Raw genomic sequence first — 16,131 nt, 5'->3', positions numbered from 1 at the left:
GGCGCCTCCCGGGCTGTCGTCGGTCATCGGCCCGGCCCGAACGCGTGCCGGGACAGGCTGCGTACGCCGGCCATCTTGCCGGAGAGGACCGCCGTCGGCAGCAGGGTGATGGCGTGCAGCCGCGACGACATGTAGTGCCGGGCCGCCCGCGCCGCCCGGGGCCAACCGTGCTCGTCCATCCGCCGGGCGACATCGACGAAGTACGCCCGCGCCTCGGTGAACCGGGAGCCGTTGACCGCGTCGGCGGCGGACTTGCTGACCGCGTGCCGCCGGTACTGGAAGCACAGGGTGTTGTCGACGGCCATCTGCTCGCCGCGCTGGATCAGGTCGATCACCAGGGCCAGGTCCTGGATGACCTGGAACTCGTCGCGGAAGTCGACGGCCTTGAGCGCGTCGGTGCGCCAGCAGATCGACGGGAAGTAGAACCAACAGCCGCGCAGCAGGCTGGCCGCCAGGTCCTCACCGCCCATCAGCTCGCGGGAGTCGACCCGGGGGGCGTAGAGCCGCCGCTTGGCCTCGTCGACCATCGTGTTGACGACCGTGCCCTCGGCGTCGATGACCTCGACGCCCGGCTGGATCATGCACACGCCCGGGTACTGCTCGATCACCGACCGCACGGTGGCGACGTAGTTGGGGTGCATGATGTCGTCGGTGCCCATCATCACCAGGTACTCGTGCTCGGCGAGGCCGACGCACTTGCGGTAGTTGCCGGTGACCCCGAGGTTGCGCTCGTTGCGCTGGTACCGCACCCGCTCGTCGTCGATGCCGGCGAACCACTCGGGCACCCCCGGTTCGGTGCCGTCGTCGACCACGGTGAGACGCCAACCACTGTCACTCTGCGCCATCACACTGCGCACCGCCGCCTGCATGAGAGGCACGCTTCCGTAGTACGGCAGCATGATGTCGACAATCATCAGGTCGGGGAACCTCACTGTGCGTGGTGGAAGTGCTCGACAGGCGCGGCCACATTATCAGGCTCCGACCCACGATCGAGCACCGCCGAACCGGACACCGCGCCCACACCGACGACGGTCCGCCGCCGAGGTGGGCGAGCGCTATCATCGTCGCGCCCCGTACCGCCCGCCCCCCGGATCGGACGCCGATGTCAGACCGCGCCGTCGCCACGGACGCGCAGCCCGCGCAGCCCACCGCCGGGGGTACGCCCCCGCCCGCCGCCGTGCCCGACCCCCGGCCGCTGCGGCTCGCCCGCCAGGTGGCGCGAAGCGTCTGGTTCTGGCCGACGGCGTTCGCCGCGCTCGCGGTCGGCTGGCGACTCGGCGGTCCGGAGATGTGGCACGACGAGTTGGTCACCATCGACGTGGCGACCCGCTCCACCGGGCAGATCCTGGGCATGCTGGCGAACGTCGACGCCGTGCACGGGGCCTACTACCTCTTCATGCACGGCTGGACGACGCTGTTCGGCACCGGGCCGGCCGCGGTGCGGCTGCCGTCGGTGCTGGCGATGGTCCTGGCCACGGCCTGCGTGGCGCTGACCGGACGGCGGCTGTTCGACCACCGCACGGGTGTCGCCGCCGGGTTCGTCTTCGCCCTGCTGCCCACCGTCACGCGATTCGGGCAGGAGACCCGTTCGTACGCGTTCGTCGTCCTCGGCGCCGCCGCGGCGACGCTGTTCCTGCTCCGCGCGCTGGAGCGGCCGGGGTTCCTGCGGTGGGCGGCGTACGCGCTCGCGGTGGCCGGCACCGGCCTGGTCAACGTCGTCGCGCTGACCATGCTGCTCGGGCACGGGGTGGCCGTCCTGATCCACTGCCGGCGGGAGCGCCGCTGGTGGTCGGTGGCCTGGTTCACCCTCGCCACCGCCGCCGGGGCGGCCATCGCCGCGCCGGTGCTCCTACGCGGGATGAAGCAGGCGGGCCGGCAGATCAGCTGGATCCCGGACAGCTCGCCCTGGACCGTCTGGGAGCAGGTCTACGGTTCGACGCTGATCGCCGTCGCGGTGACCGCGCTGGCCGTGCTGGGTCTGCTGACCCACCTGGGCCGGGACACCGTGACCCGGACGCTGAGCGCGGCGCTGATCGCCGCGCTGCCGGTGCCGGTGATCCTGGTGGCCGCCACCGGCGACATCAACTACTTCTTCTCCAAGTACCTGCTGTTCCTGATGCCGGCCTGGGCGGTGCTCGCCGGCGCGGGGCTCGCCGCGCTGCGTCGTACCCCGCTGATCGCGGTGGCGCTCGTCGTGGTCGCCGCGCTGTCGGTGCCCGGTCAGCTCGCCATGCGCGCCGAGTACTCGCACGGCTGGTACACGTACCCGCAGGCACGGGCTTTCCAGCCGTTGTCCTACACGGAGGCCGCCGAGGTCATCGAGGCGGGCTACCAGCCCGGCGACGGGCTCGTCGCGGGGGCCCCGTGGTGGTGGATGCACGAGGTCGGGGTGCGCTACTACCTCCCGGCGGACGTATCGCCGCGCAACGTCTTCCGGCAGCGGTCGGCGGCGAAGAGCAACGAGCTGTTCGGCACCGACTGCGGCAACCCGGCGACGTGTCTGCGGGACGAGCCGCGCATCTGGGTGCTGCTGCCGGTACGCACCGACGAGCCGTTGAAGGCGCTGCCGAAGAAGCAGGCCGCGGCGCTCACCGAGCGTTACGACGTGGTCCGGGTGACCAAGGTGACCGGGCTGACCGTCGCCCTGCTGCAACGCCGGGGGTGAGCGGGCACGGTTACCGCCGTCGGCGCCCGGGTAGGGGGTCGGCATGGCGGAACTGGCGACTCTCTGGATCATCAGACACGGTGAGAGCACCGCGAACGTGGCGGCCACCCAGGCCGAGGCGTCCGGCGAGGAGCTGATCGGGCTCAGTCACCGCGACGCCGACGTGCCGCTCTCCCCCACCGGCGAGGAGCAGGCCCGGGCCACCGGCCGCTGGCTGGCCGAGCTGCCTCCGGACCGCCGGCCGGACGTCGCGGTGGTCTCGCCGTACCTGCGGGCGCTCACGACCTGCGAGCTGGCGCTGCACGGCACCGGGGTGCCGGTCAGCCGGGACGAGCGGCTGCGCGACCGGGAGCTGGGCATCCTCGACGGCCTGACCGGGCACGGGGTGCGCCGCCGGTACCCGGACGAGGCGGAGCGCCGGGCCCGGCTCGGCAAGTTCTACTACCGGCCACCGGGCGGGGAGTCCTGGACCGACGTGGCGCTGCGACTACGGACGCTGCTCGGCGATCTGCGCCGGGACCACGAGGGCCGACGGGTCCTGCTCTTCGGCCACGACGCGCTGGTCTTCCTGCTGCGCTACCTGGTGGAGGGGCTGACCGAGGCGGAGCTGATGGCGCTGACCCGCGAGCACGTGATCGCGAACTGCTCCATCACCGACTGGTCCGCCGACGCCCAGGGTCGGCTGACACTGGGCGGGTTCAACGAGGTCGGCCACCTGCACCGGCAGGGCGCGCAGCCGACCAGGGAGGACGAGATCCATGCCGAGCCGGTCTGAGGTGAAGGTGATCACGCCGGGGCTGCTGCGGGACTGGGCACTGCCGGTGCCGGCCGGGGGCAAGGAGAGTCGCGGCACCGTCCTGGTCGTCGGCGGCTCCCGCTTCACCCCCGGCGCGGTGCTCCTCGCCGGGGTGGCCGCGCTGCGCGCCGGCGCCGGGGTGCTGCAGCTCGCCGCCGCCGAGTCCACCGCCGCCACGCTGAGCATCCAGGTGCCGGAGGCACTGGTGGTCGGGTTGCCGGAGACCGCCGACGGGGCGGTCGCCGCCGACCGGGACGGTCAACTCGGTGAGCTGGTGGCCGAGGCGGACGTGGTGGCCCTCGGCCCCGGGCTGAAGGCGATCGACGAGACCAGGCGCCTGTTGAGCCTGGTCCTGGACGCGGCCCGCCCGCAGACGTCGCTGGTGCTCGACGCGTACGCCCTCGGTGCCCTCAGCCACACGCCGGACCTGCTGGTCGGGACGGGACGGCCGGTGGTGCTCACGCCCAACCTCACCGAGGCGACGCACCTGCTCGGCCGGGACCCGGGGGGCGACCTGGACGCCGAGGCGGCCGAGTTGGCCGCGCGCTACGAGGCGGTCGTGTCCCTGTACGGGCACGTGGCCGCCCCGGACGGGCGGGGTTGGCGGGAGGAGAGCGGTGACGCCGGGCTGGGCACCTCCGGCAGCGGGGACGTGCTCGCCGGGTTGTTGGCGGGGTTGCTGTCCCGGGGTGCCGACCCGGCGCAGGCCGCCTGTTGGGGCTCGTTCGCGCACGCGGTGAGCGGTCAACGGCTCATCCCCCGGTACGGCCGGATCGGCTTCCTCGCCCGGGAACTGCTGGACGAGATCCCCGGCACGCTGTCCATGGTCTGATCAGCCGATATCCACTGTTTCCTCATTTGACCTGCTGGGTACCGGAATCACACCAGCCGAGATCCAGGGAGGTCATGCCCGTGTCGACCGATGCGATCGTCCTGCTCAAAGAGGACCACAAGGAGATGCGCCGACTGTTCAAGGCCTTCCAGGATGCGGAGGAGGGGCCGGCGAGCAGGCGGCAGAAGCTCGTGAACGAGATTCTCGAAGCCCTGACGGTGCACACCTACCTGGAGAACGAGGTGATGTACCCGGAGATCCGCCGGCTGCTGCCCGACCTGGAGGACGACATCCTCGAGTCGTACGAGGAGCACCACGTCGCCGACGTGCTCTGCGCCGAGCTGGCCCGGATGGACGCCACCGACGAACGGTTCAACGCCAAGACCACCGTCCTCATCGAGAACGTCACCCACCACGTCGAGGAGGAAGAGGAGGAGTGGTTCCCGAAGGTCCGCGACGCGCTCGGGCGGAAGCAACTCCAGGAGATCGGCGAGAAGATGATCGCGATGCGGGCGGACGCCCCGCGTACCCCCACCGAGCCGAAGGCGATCAAGAAGGCGATGGACGCGATGACCGCCTGAGTGCGGTCGCGTACACCGAGGGCTCGGCGGTGTGCCGGGCCCTCGTCGTACCTCGGTGGGTGTCGTCCGGAGGTCGCCCGGGACGGCTCCGGTCGGCCCGGTAGGATCGCAGGCGGGCCGTTACTGGCGCGTGGGGATGGAGAACCATCGGGGAGCGGCCCCGTCACGAGGACGTTTGCCGAGCGCCTGGGCCTTCCCGCACGTCTGTTGGAGGTCGCATGTCGCGCAACGCCGAGTCCACCGCATTCCGAAGTGCCCTCGAGGTGATCCGGGCGGTCGAGCCCCGGGTGGCCGACGCCATCGGCGCCGAGCTGACCGACCAGCGGGAGTCACTGAAGCTCATCGCCAGCGAGAACTACGCCTCCCCGGCGACCCTGCTGGCCATGGGCAACTGGTTCAGCGACAAGTACGCCGAGGGCACCGTCGGCCGTCGCTTCTACGCCGGCTGCCAGAACGTGGACACCGTCGAGGCGCTCGCCGCCGAACACGCCCGGGAGCTGTTCGGCGCCGCGCACGCGTACGTGCAGCCGCACTCCGGCATCGACGCCAACCTGGTCGCGTTCTGGGCGGTGCTGGCCGACCGGGTGGAGTCCCCGGCGCTGAAGAAGGCACAGGTCCGGCAGGTCAACGACCTCACCGAGGCGGACTGGTTCGCGCTGCGCCGCGAGCTGGGCAACCAGCGGATGCTCGGCATGTCGCTGGACGCGGGCGGTCACCTCACCCACGGCTTCCGGCCGAACATCTCCGGCAAGATGTTCGACCAGCGCAGCTACGGCACCGACCCGGCGACCGGCCTCATCGACTACGACCGGGTGGCCGAGGCGGCTCGCGAGTTCAAGCCGCTGATCCTGGTCGGCGGCTACTCGGCGTACCCCCGGAAGGTGAACTTCCGGATCCTGCGCGAGATCGCCGACTCGGTCGGCGCGACCTTCATGGTCGACATGGCGCACTTCGCCGGCCTGGTGGCGGGCAAGGTGTTCACCGGCGACTTCGACCCGGTGCCGCACGCGCACATCGTCACGACCACCACCCACAAGTCGCTGCGCGGCCCGCGCGGTGGCATGGTGCTCTGCCAGCCGGAGCTGGCCGACCAGGTGGACCGGGGCTGCCCGATGGTGCTCGGCGGGCCGCTGCCGCACGTGATGGCCGCCAAGGCGGTCGCCCTCGCGGAGGCCCGTCGCCCCGAGTTCGCCGACTACGCCCAGCGGATCGTGGACAACGCGCAGGCCCTCGCCGAGGGGCTGTCGCGCCGGGGCGCGAAGCTCGTCACCGGTGGCACCGACAACCACCTCGTGCTGATCGACGTGTCCGGCTACGGGCTCACCGGTCGGCAGGCCGAGCAGGCGCTCCTCGACTCGGGCATCGTCACCAACCGCAACTCGGTCCCGCAGGACCCGAACGGGGCGTGGTACACGTCCGGCATCCGGATCGGCACCCCGGCGCTGACCACCCGGGGCCTCGGCACCGCCGAGATGGACCAGACCGCTGAGCTGATCCACACCGTGCTCACGCAGACCACCGCGGGCGCGAACGCCGACGGCACCCCGTCGAAGGCGAAGTACACCCTCGACCCGGCCCTGGCCGACAAGATCTCCCGCCAGGCGACCGACCTGCTGGCCCCCCACCCGCTCTACCCCGGAATCGACCTGTCCTGACCGACCCCCGGGCCGACCCCCGGCCGATCGCGTCGATCATGGAGTTGTGGTGCCCGAATCGGGGTGGATGGCGTACGTCGTCCACCACCACAACTCCATGATCGACGGGGGTAGTAGGGGTCAGGCCATGGGGCGTTTCAGGTGGTAGCGGTGGACTTCGGTGCTGCCCTGGACGTTGTTGACGTCCTCGGCGGCGGAGACCAACTCCCATCCCTCCCGGCCGGCGCGGTTGAGGTGCGCGATGGCGGTGTCCCCGAAGGCCGTGATGTCCTTACGGGACCCGTCCGGCGCGTACCAGACGAACGAGACATGGAAATTGCGGCCCTGTCCCTGATAGCGGCGGACGAGCAGGGCGTACTCCCAGGCAACCATGCGGCCTATTATGACCGTCCACCCAGGACGCCGACACGCGGGTCGTCGCGCATTGCCATCCGATGAACGCGCTGTGTCAACCCGCCCGGGCGGCCAGCTCGTCGGTGATCAGCGCCGCGAGGCGGTCCAACCCGATGTCGATCTGCGCCGGCGTCACCGCGCTGACCGACAGCCGCAGTGCGCACACCGGGGCGGTGTCGTCGTAGAAGTGCGCCATCGGCGTCCACAGCACCCCGTAGTCGCGCGCCGAGCGGTCCAGCAGCGCGTCGTCGACCGGGAACGGCACCGTCACCACCACGAAGAACCCGCCGGCCGGCACCGTCCAGCGCACCGCCGCCGGGCCGTGCGTCCCGGCCGGGAACCGTCGGCGCAGCCCGGTCACCAGGTGGCGCAGATTCCGGGTGTACGCCCAGCGCTCCCGGGTGTTCGCCGGCACCAGGCTGCACCCGTTCTCCAGCAGTCGGCCACCGATCACCGCCTGCGCGATCGGTGACGTGTTCACCGTGACCATGCTCTTGATCATGGCGAGCTGGTCCGCGAGCGGGCCGACGCTGCCGTCCAGGCCGGCCACCCGCTGGTCGGCGACCACATAGCCGACCCGCGCCCCGGGCAGCACGGTCTTGGCGAACGAACCGAGGTAGACGACCCGCCGTTCGGTGTCCAACGCCTTCAGGGTGGGCTGGCGCGGCCCGTCGTCGCCGTGGAACAGCCCGTACGGGTTGTCCTCCAGCAGCAGCAGGTCCTCCTCGGCCGCGAGGGTGAGCAGACGCCGCCGGTCCGGGGCGGAGATGCTGACCCCGGACGGGTTGGCGAAGTCCGGCATGACGTAACAGGCGCGTGGCCGCAGCCCCGCCGCGCGGGCCCGGCGCGCCTGGGTCGACAGGTCGGCCAGGTCCACCCCGTTCGGTCCACCGGCGACCGGCCACACCGGCAGGTCCACCAGCCGGGCCGCCCCGGTCAGGCCCACGTAGGTCGGTGCGACGGCGAGCAGCACGTCCGCCGGGCCGGTCCGCAGCGCCCGCAGCACCAGGAACATCGCCTCCTGGCAGCCGACCGTCACCACGACGGCCTCCGGGTCGACGGTGATCCCCTCGTCCACGGCGAGGTTACGGGCGACCAGGTGGTGCACGACGCCCTTGGTCCGGCCGTACTGCAGCAGCAGTCGCCGGGCCTGCTCGGGCGGGTGACCCAGGTCGTCGGTGAGGTGCCGGTGGAACGTGTCCAGGTGCCGGTGCACCGCCGCGACGTCGAAGAACTCCTCGTACGGCCGCCCGGCCGCGAGGGACACCGCCGCCGGGTAGCGCTCGGACACCTCGTTGAGGAAGTTCATCGACGTCAGCGCCGGGTCGCCCAGCGCGGGGTGCAGGTCGGCGGCGGTCAGGTCGACCGGCTCGGCGGCGGTCACCTCTACCCCGCGCCGAGTGTCCGCAGGTCGGCCGCCGCCGCCGGGTCGGCGCAGCCGGCCAGGGTGAGCGCGTCGGTCAGCTCGACGGCGAGCAGCGCCAACGCGTCCCGCGCGCCGCGTTCGCCGTCGGCGGCCAGCGCCCAGAGCAGCGGTCGGCCGAGCAGCACCCCGGCGGCGCCCAGCGCGAGCGCCCGCAGCACGTCGGTGCCGCCGCGGATGCCACTGTCCAGCAGTACCTGGCAGTCGTCACCGACGGCGTCGACGACCTCCGGCAGCATGGTGACGCTGGCCGGTGCGCCGTCGAGTTGCCGGCCACCGTGGTTGGACACCACCACCGCGTCCGCGCCGACCCGGGCCGCCTCGACCGCGTCCCGGGGGTCCAGCACCCCCTTGACCACCAGCGGCAGGTCGACCTGCTCCCGCAGCCAGGCCAGGTCCGCCCAGCGCAGTGCCGGGGCGAAGGAGGCGGCGGTGTGCGCGGCGATCGCGGACACCCCCGGAGCGCCGGAGTGCGCCAGGGCGTCGCGGCCCTCGGGCAGGTTCGCGGCCACCACCTCGGGCGGCAGCCGGAACGCGTTGCGCAGGTCGCGGGGACGCCGACCGAGCACCGGCACGTCCACGGTGACCACCAGGGCCCGGCACCCGGCCGCGACGACCCGGGCCAGCAGATCACCGACGAGGACCCGGTCGCGCAGCCAGTAGAGCTGGAACCACACGTCCGCGCCGACGGCGGTGACCTGTTCGACGGGTGTGCTGCCCAGCGTGCTCGCCAGGTACGGGATCCCGGCCGCGCGAGCCGCCGAGGCCAGGCCCACCTCGCCGTCCGGGTGCAGCAACCGCTGGTACGCCATCGGCGCCACCCCGACCGGCATGGCGTACGGGCGGCCGAGCAACCGGGTACCCAGGTCGACGGTGTCCACCCCGCGCAGTACCCGGGGCAGCACGGCGACCCGGTCCAGCGCGGCCCGGTTGGCCGCGACCGTCACCTCGGCGGCGCTGCCGCCGTCGACGTAGTCCCACACGTCGGGCGGCAACACCGTCCTCGCCCGCTCGGCGTAGTCGGCGAGGGTCACGGCGGGCAGCTCGGTCAGCAGCGGCTCACCGGCCGTCACGTCGGTCAGCAGCGGCTCAGCCACCGCCCACCGCCGTGCCGGTCGCACCGTCGGCCACCTCGTCGCGTCCCGACGGCAGCCCGAACCGTTCCCGCAGGAACGCCGCCGCGTCCGCCTGCGCTCGACGGCCGTCGGTGAAGACGCCCGGCATGGCGAAGAAGCCGTGGATCATCCCCGGGTAGTGCGCGACCCGGGTGGGCACACCGGCGGCGTCCAGTCGCTGCGCGTACCGCTGCCCTTGCGCGCAGAGCGGGTCCAGCTCGGCGGTGACCACCAGCGCCGGGGGCAGGCCGGTCAGGTCGTCGGCGAGCAGCGGCGACGCGAGCGGATCCCGGGCGTGCGCCGGGTCGGCCAGGTAGTGCGTCCGGTACCAGGCCACCGACCGACTGTTGAACAACGTCGGGTCGCCGTCGGCCGGGTCGGCCGGATCGCCGGTCTGGTCGGTGTTCGGGTAGACCAGCAGCTGCGCGGCGAGGGTCGGCCCGTCGGCGCGGCAGAGCAGGGTGACGGCGGCGGCCAGGTTCCCGCCGGCGCTGTCGCCGCCCACCGCCAGCCGGGCCGGGTCCACGCCCAGCCGGTCGGCGTGTTCGGCGACCCAGCGGGTGGCCGCGTGGCAGTCGTGCACCGCCGCCGGGAAGGGGTGCTCCGGCGCGAGCCGGTAGCCGACGGTGATCACCTGACAGGGCACGGCGTTGGCCAGTCGTCGGCAGATGCCGTCGGCGGTGTCGACGCTGCCGAGCGTCCACCCGCCGCCGAAGAAGTACAGCAGTGTGGGCAGCGGACCCGACCCGGTCGGCCGGTACACCCGCAGCGGCAGCTCACCGGCCGGGCCGGGGATGCGCTCGTCGCGTACCTCGGCGACCTGCTCGACCGCGCCGGTGCCCGCGCGGATCGCGGCCAGGTCCGCGGCGCGGGCCTCGGTCAGGGTCTGCGTGTACAGCGGCGGGGTGCCGGTCGCGGCGCGGGCCGCCCGGTACGCGGCCACCTCCGGGTGCACTGCCATGTCGCTCCTATCCGCCGGTGCTGACGAGCAACTTGTCGATGCCGCGTAGGAAGAGGCTGCCGCTGTACGTGGGCGTCTCGGTGACCGTCAGCCTCGGGAACCGGGCGAACAGGCGGGGCAGCGCGAGACGCCCCTCCAGGCGGGACACCGCCGCGCCGAGACAGAAGTGCAGCCCCACCCCGAAGGCCAGCGACGGCGGGCCGGGTCGGGTCGGGTCGAAGACGTCCGGATCGGGGAACCGCGCCGGGTCCCGGTTCGCCGCCCCGATGATGATCAGCACGTTGTCGTCGCGGGCCACCGGCACGCCGGCCAGCTCGGTGTCCGTCGGCGCGGCGCGGGCCAGGAAGTGCACCGGGCTCGCCAACCGCAGCACCTCGTCCACACAGCCCTGGGCCAGCTTCTCGTCGGTGGGCAGCGCGGCGACCGTCTCCGGGTGGGCCAACAGCAGCGGCAGGCCGTTGCTGAACATGTAGACGGTGGTGACGAAGCTGGCGTTGAACAGCACGATCAGGTTGCTGATCAGCTCGTCCTCGGTCAGCTCCACCTCACCCGAGTCGAGGGCCTCCACGAGCCCGCTGAGCAGGTCGTCACCGGGCGCCCGGCGGCGGTGCCCCAGCAGCTCCCGGTAGAAGACCCGCAGCTCCTCGGCCGCGGTGTTGGCGGCGGCCAACCGCTGCGGGGTCTTCCCGGCGACGTCGAGGAACTCGTCGATCCAGTCCACCCGCTCGCGGTACCACGCCAACTCCCCCGCCGGGATGCCGATGAACTCGGCCATCACCAGCGCCGGGATCGGGTACGCGAAGTCCGCCACGAAGTCGACCACGCTGTTCCCGGCGTCGGCCAGCCGGTCCAGCAGGTCGTCGACGACCCGCACGATCACCGGTTCCAGCGCGCCCAGCCGACGCGGGGTGAAGGTGCGGGAGAACACGTGCCGCATCCGGGTGTGGTCGGGCGGGTTCACGAACATCATGGACGTCTGGAAGGTGCGCAGGATCTCCTGTTCCTGCCAGCCCGGCGGCGGCTGTTTGGTCCACTCCGAATCGCGCAGCACCTCGTCGATCACGTCGTAGCCGACCGCCACCGCCGCCACCGTCCGGTGCTCGGCGCGGGGCGGCACCGCGCTGACCGGGCCGAGCCGGTGCAGCTCGGCGTACCACGGATAGGGATTCTGTCGGCCCTCTTCGCTGTACAGACCGGTGAGCAACTCCTGCACCGTCACGACGCTCTCCTCCCCAGGATGTCGATGCCGGGGGCGGCGAGGATCGCCCGCCGCCCCCGGCCGGTGTCACAGGCCGAGCAGCCGCAGCGGCACGGCGTCGGCGAGCGCCTGGTTGCCGGCGTCGTTCGGGTGGATGTGGTCCCCCGAGTCGTACGCGGGCAGCAGTGCGCTGGGCCGGGCCGGGTCGCGCAGCACCCGGTCGAAGTCGAGCAGTCCGTCGAACTCCCCGCTGCCCCGCAGGTACGTGTTGACCGCCTGGCGGGTGGCCTCCTTCTGCGCGGTCCACACGCCGGGCGCCCCGTGCCCCTCGTACGGGGTCAGGGTGGCCACCAGGCTGGTCAGTCCACGCTGCTGGACCTGCTGGTTGATCTGCCGGAGGGTGGCGATGATCGCCTCGGGTGAGTCGTTGGACATCCAGATGTCGTTGATGCCCAGGTGGGTGACGACGGTACGCACCCCGGTCTGGGGAAACACGTCCTCGTTGAGCCGGGCCGCCGCGTTCGGGCCGAGCTGGTGGTAGCCGGGGTAGTCGCCGTCACCCGGCTCGGTGCCCTCGTGGTTGAGGCGGTTGCCGGCCAGGCTGAGGTTGAGCACACCGGGGGTGCGGGCGTCCGGGCGGGCGGCGAGCAGCCGGTCGGACAGCCGGTTCGGCCAGCGCCGGTTGGCGTTGACGGTGCTGCCGTTGCCGTCGCCGATGGAGTCGCTGAGCACCACCAGGGCGCCCGGGGTCGCCTTGCGCTGCACGTCGATGCCGGACAGGAAGAACCAGCAGCAGGTGGGGCGGGTGGTGAACCCGGTGCCCTCGGCGGCCCCGGTCAGGTCGCCGGCGCCGATGAAGTTGGCCTGCTGGGACTGCCCGTGGAAGGTGGTCGGGCCGGTCGGCGTCGGGAAGTGCACAGTGACCACCAGGTCGCTGTCGTCCGCGACCGGGAACGCCAACGGGTCACTGAGCAGCTCGGCGCCCCGGTTCATGCTCGCCGAGGCCGCGCCGCTGAAGGTCAGCGGGCGCAGCGACGCCGGATCGATGTCGGACAGGTCGTCGGCGGTGGCGGTGTTCGGTCGGGCGACGGTGGCCCGGCCGACGGCGACCGCCTGCTCGCCGTACAGGTTGCTCAGCCGCACCCGCAGTGCCGGGCCGCCCACCGAGACGTGCACGACCATCCGGACGCTCTGGTTGTTGAGGCCGGTGTTGGTCAGCCCGACCGAGTTGCCGCGGGTGACCGCGGTGGCCCAGCTACCCGCCCACTCGAGGCGGTCGGGTCGGCCGGCGGCGGTCCCGGACGGGCCGGCGCCGGCGACGACGGGTGTTCCGGTGACCAGCACCGCAGCCGCGGCGGCGACGACATGCCATCTCTTCGGGGTCGACATGGAACCTCCATCGTGTGGCAGCCCAGGGCCGTCCAATGACGGCTCCCGCCTGGACGATGGTCCAGAAACCTAGCCGTCGCCGCTGACGGGCGTCAATCAACCTGATCGACGCGATCAAATGTCCGCCGGGCCTGTCGGACCGCCCGTCGGCACGGTCCGGACCAGCCGTCACCGGGCCTAGGCTCGCAGGTGGCGGGCCCACCGGAGCGCGCGCCACCGTCGCGTCGGCACCGGGCGCGCCGCTTTCTGGGGAGGTGGCTGCCGGATGACTGACACACCCGGGGACACGACGACCTACGTGGACAGGGCGCTGGACCTCTTCGCCGGTTTCGGCGACCGGGAGGCGCTGGTCGGAGGGGGCCGCCGCCTCACCTACACCGAGGCCGCCGCGCTGGTGCGGTCGATGGCCGCGACGCTCGCCCGGCACGGTGTACGCCCCGGCGCGGCGGTGCTGGTGACCGTGGCGAACGCGGTGGAGGGTCCGCTGCTCCAACTCGCGCTGCACCTGATCGGCTGCCGGACGATGTGGGTCGCCCCGGTCACCTCCCGCCGGGAGGTCGACGAGTTCGTCCGTCTGGCCCGCCCGGACGCCCTGGTCTACGACGCCCGCGACCCGGTCGGCCTGGGCCCGGACCTGGCCGCCGCGCTGCCCGGCACGCCGGTGTGCTGCCTGGGCGCGGGCGGCGCCGGCCCGGACCTCACCGTCCTCGACGAGGCGGCGGAACCGCCGGCGCCCGGGGCGGCGCCGGAGTCGTTCCTGCAGACCAGCGGCACCACCGGCAGCCCCAAACTGGTGCACCACACCGAGAGCTTCTACGCCCAGATCCTCACCCTGGCCGCCGACTTCCGCGCCGCCGGGTTCCCGCTGCTGCGGCACCTGTCGCACTCACCGATGTGGCTGGCCAGCGGGCAGATCACCACCCTGTTCAACCTGTTCACCGGTGGGGTGCTGTTCCTGCGCGACGACTGGGACCCGGTGGCCTTCGTGGACACCGTGCAGCGGGAGCGGATCAACTCCACCTTCGTCACCCCGCCGATGCTCTACGAGGTACTGGACCACCCGGCGCTGGTCGGGGCGGACTTCTCCGCCATGTTCATGTTCAACGTGGGTGCCGGGCCCGCCGCGCCCGCCCGGTTGCGCCAGGCCATCGCGCGGTTCGGTCCGGTGCTGCGCATCGTGTACGGCCTCAGCGAAGCCGTCGTGATCACCGCGCTGCCCGGGTTGACCGACGACCCGGAGCACCCGGATCGGCTGCGGTCCTGCGGCCGACCGTACGGCGACGTGCGGATCGAGATCCGCGACGACGACGGCACGGTGCTGCCGACCGGGCGCGACGGTGAGGTGTGGGTGCACACCCGGCTGAGCTTCGCCGGCTACCACGGCCAGCCGGAGTTGACCGCGCAGACGCTCGTCGACGGCTGGGTCCGTACCCGCGACATCGGTCACCTGGACGACGATGGCTACCTCTACCTGGTCGACCGGGCGCACGACATGATCGTCACGCACCGGCGGAACTGGGCGATCTTCTGCCGCCCGATCGAGGACGCGCTGGCCGGGCACCCCCAGGTGCGGGCCGCCGCGGTGATCGGCGTACCGGACGAGACGGTCGGCGAGGTCCCGTACGCGTACGTGGTGCTGGCACCGGGCGCGACGGTCACTCCGGCGGAGCTGATCGACCTGGTGACCGCCGAACTCAACGAGATGTGGGCGCCGGCCGGGGTCGAGGTCGTCGACCGACTGCCGGTGAACCGGTCGGTGAAGGTGGACAAACGGGCGCTCCGCGAGCGGTACGCGGCGCGGCGGGCGGCGGCGGTCGGGGCGTGACGCCCCGGCGGCAACTGGTCGTCCTGGTCGGCGCGGACCTGATCTCCAACCTGGGCACCCGCATCTCGGTGGTGACGATCCCGTGGCTGGTGCTGGTCAGCACCGGCAGTCCGACCAAGATGGGCCTGGTCGCGTTCGCCGAGACCCTGCCGTACCTGCTGTCCAGCGCGTTGGGCACGCCGTGGGCGGACCGGTTCGGCCTGCGCCGCACGTCGATCCTCTGCGACGCGGGCAGCGCGGTGGCCATGGTGGTCGTCGCGCTGACGCCGTGGCTGGGCTTCGCGCCGCTGGTGGCCCTGGTCGCGGTGGCCGGCGCGCTGCGCGGCATCGGGGACCGGGTGAAGCACGTGATGTTCCGACCGGTCGCCGAGGCCGCCGGGGTGCCGCTGATCCGGTTGACCTCGGCGTACGACGGGCTGAGCCGGGTGGTGACCCTCTTCGGCGCCGCGCTGGGCGGCGTGCTGATCGCCGTGTTCGGGGTGACCGAGGCGATCCTCATCGACGCGGCCACCTTCGCCGTCTGCGCGCTGCTCATCGGCGTCCTGGTCCGTCCCGCGAGCACCCCGGCGCGACCCGGCCCGCCGGAGAACTACCTGCGCGCGCTGCGCGGCGGGTTCGGCTACCTGGGTCGGGACCGGCCGCTGCTGGGCATGCTGGTGGTCGTCTCGGCGCTGAACATGGTCGCCAACGCCAGCGTGGCCGTCTACATCCCGGTCTGGGTCGCCCGGGAACTGCACGGCCCGAGTGGGTTGGGCCTGGTGCTGGCGGCGTTCTCGGCGGGCGCGCTGCTGGGCAACGTGGCGTTCACCGCGCTCGGGCCGAGGCTGCCCCGTCGGCTGACGTTCCTGGTCGGTGCGCTGGTCGCCGGCACGCCCCGGCTGGTCGCCCTGGCGATCAGCGACGACCTGCCGGTGGTGCTCGTGGTGACCTTCCTGTCCGGAATCGGCATCGCGGCGGTCAACCCGCTGCTCGGGGTGGCCCTCTACGAACGGGTGCCGGCGGAGTTGCAGACCCGGGTGATCGGCATCGCCGGGTCCCTGGCCTTCGTCGGGTTGCCGGTCGGCGCGCTGCTCGGCGGCTGGTCGGTGGACGCGCTCGACCTCACCCCGGCCCTGCTGCTGATGGCCGCGTTCTGTCTGCTGGTCACCGCCTCTCCCCTGCTGGCCCGGACGACCACACCGTCGCTCCCCACCCCCGCCGTCACGCCGTAGAGCCCTCGGCGGAACGGCTGTGGCGCACCTCGGTTGCGGGTGCGGCACGTGCTCGGCGAACTGCTCACCGTGTCGTACTGAGCCCGT

Annotated in this window: 14 protein-coding genes and 1 riboswitch; of the genes, 7 read left to right on the top strand and 7 right to left on the bottom strand. The window is 72.6% G+C overall.

The window, feature by feature from the left end:
• Window positions 1-23: 23 nt before the first annotated feature.
• On the bottom strand, window positions 24-914 hold the full coding sequence (locus O7617_RS28445) for a glycosyltransferase (RefSeq protein WP_282259330.1): 891 nt from the start codon (window positions 912-914) through the stop codon (window positions 24-26).
• Between the two features lie 188 nt (window positions 915-1,102).
• On the opposite strand from O7617_RS28445, the gene O7617_RS28440 reads away from it, so the two are divergent.
• The 5 genes from O7617_RS28440 (at window position 1,103) to O7617_RS28420 (ending at window position 6,529) form a co-directional block, all read left to right on the top strand.
• On the top strand, window positions 1,103-2,665 hold the full coding sequence (locus O7617_RS28440) for a glycosyltransferase family 39 protein (protein ID WP_282259329.1): 1,563 nt from the start codon (window positions 1,103-1,105) through the stop codon (window positions 2,663-2,665).
• Between the two features lie 43 nt (window positions 2,666-2,708).
• Window positions 2,709-3,440: a histidine phosphatase family protein gene (locus O7617_RS28435; protein ID WP_282259326.1), complete on the top strand. Its 732-nt coding sequence runs from the start codon at window positions 2,709-2,711 to the stop codon at window positions 3,438-3,440.
• Complete coding sequence (locus O7617_RS28430) at window positions 3,424-4,293, top strand: NAD(P)H-hydrate dehydratase (protein WP_282259324.1); 870 nt, start codon at window positions 3,424-3,426, stop codon at window positions 4,291-4,293. The genes O7617_RS28435 and O7617_RS28430 overlap by 17 nt, the downstream gene beginning before the upstream one ends.
• 80 nt (window positions 4,294-4,373) lie before the next feature.
• Complete coding sequence (locus O7617_RS28425) at window positions 4,374-4,874, top strand: hemerythrin domain-containing protein (protein ID WP_282259323.1); 501 nt, start codon at window positions 4,374-4,376, stop codon at window positions 4,872-4,874.
• Between the two features lie 109 nt (window positions 4,875-4,983).
• Window positions 4,984-5,073, top strand: a riboswitch (ZMP/ZTP riboswitch).
• A gap of 19 nt (window positions 5,074-5,092) precedes the next feature.
• Window positions 5,093-6,529: a glycine hydroxymethyltransferase gene (locus O7617_RS28420; RefSeq protein WP_282259321.1), complete on the top strand. Its 1,437-nt coding sequence runs from the start codon at window positions 5,093-5,095 to the stop codon at window positions 6,527-6,529.
• Between the two features lie 120 nt (window positions 6,530-6,649).
• Here O7617_RS28420 and O7617_RS28415 read toward each other — a convergent pair whose 3' ends face one another.
• The 6 genes from O7617_RS28415 to O7617_RS28390 all read right to left on the bottom strand — a co-directional run bounded on the left by O7617_RS28415 (window position 6,650) and on the right by O7617_RS28390 (window position 13,008).
• A complete protein-coding gene (locus O7617_RS28415) occupies window positions 6,650-6,910 on the bottom strand; it encodes a hypothetical protein (protein WP_278142296.1) in 261 nt (86 codons plus the stop codon).
• Between the two features lie 67 nt (window positions 6,911-6,977).
• A complete protein-coding gene (locus tag O7617_RS28410; RefSeq protein WP_282259319.1) occupies window positions 6,978-8,306 on the bottom strand; it encodes a PLP-dependent aminotransferase family protein in 1,329 nt (442 codons plus the stop codon).
• A 2-nt stretch (window positions 8,307-8,308) separates the two neighbouring features.
• Complete coding sequence (locus O7617_RS28405) at window positions 8,309-9,400, bottom strand: alpha-hydroxy acid oxidase (protein WP_282264890.1); 1,092 nt, start codon at window positions 9,398-9,400, stop codon at window positions 8,309-8,311.
• 34 nt (window positions 9,401-9,434) lie between these two features.
• Complete coding sequence (locus O7617_RS28400; protein WP_282259317.1) at window positions 9,435-10,421, bottom strand: alpha/beta hydrolase; 987 nt, start codon at window positions 10,419-10,421, stop codon at window positions 9,435-9,437.
• A gap of 7 nt (window positions 10,422-10,428) precedes the next feature.
• The gene (locus O7617_RS28395) at window positions 10,429-11,640 is read right to left on the bottom strand and encodes a cytochrome P450 (protein ID WP_282259315.1); all 1,212 of its coding nucleotides are present in this window, start codon (window positions 11,638-11,640) and stop codon (window positions 10,429-10,431) included.
• A 66-nt stretch (window positions 11,641-11,706) separates the two neighbouring features.
• The gene (locus O7617_RS28390; protein WP_282259314.1) at window positions 11,707-13,008 is read right to left on the bottom strand and encodes an SGNH/GDSL hydrolase family protein; all 1,302 of its coding nucleotides are present in this window, start codon (window positions 13,006-13,008) and stop codon (window positions 11,707-11,709) included.
• Between the two features lie 265 nt (window positions 13,009-13,273).
• On the opposite strand from O7617_RS28390, the gene O7617_RS28385 reads away from it, so the two are divergent.
• Entirely contained in the window at window positions 13,274-14,833 is a 1,560-nt protein-coding gene (locus tag O7617_RS28385; RefSeq protein ID WP_282259313.1) for an AMP-binding protein, read from the top strand.
• Window positions 14,830-16,044 carry an MFS transporter gene (locus O7617_RS28380; RefSeq protein ID WP_282259311.1) on the top strand — a complete coding sequence of 405 codons (1,215 nt, stop codon included), beginning with the start codon at window positions 14,830-14,832 and terminating at the stop codon, window positions 16,042-16,044. Before O7617_RS28385 ends, O7617_RS28380 begins: the two co-directional genes overlap by 4 nt.
• The last annotated feature ends 87 nt before the right edge of the window (window positions 16,045-16,131 follow it).

It is taken from the genome of Micromonospora sp. WMMD1155 (assembly GCF_029581275.1).
Classification (GTDB): Bacteria; Actinomycetota; Actinomycetes; order Mycobacteriales; family Micromonosporaceae; genus Micromonospora.
This window is presented reverse-complemented; position numbering and strand designations above follow the sequence as displayed.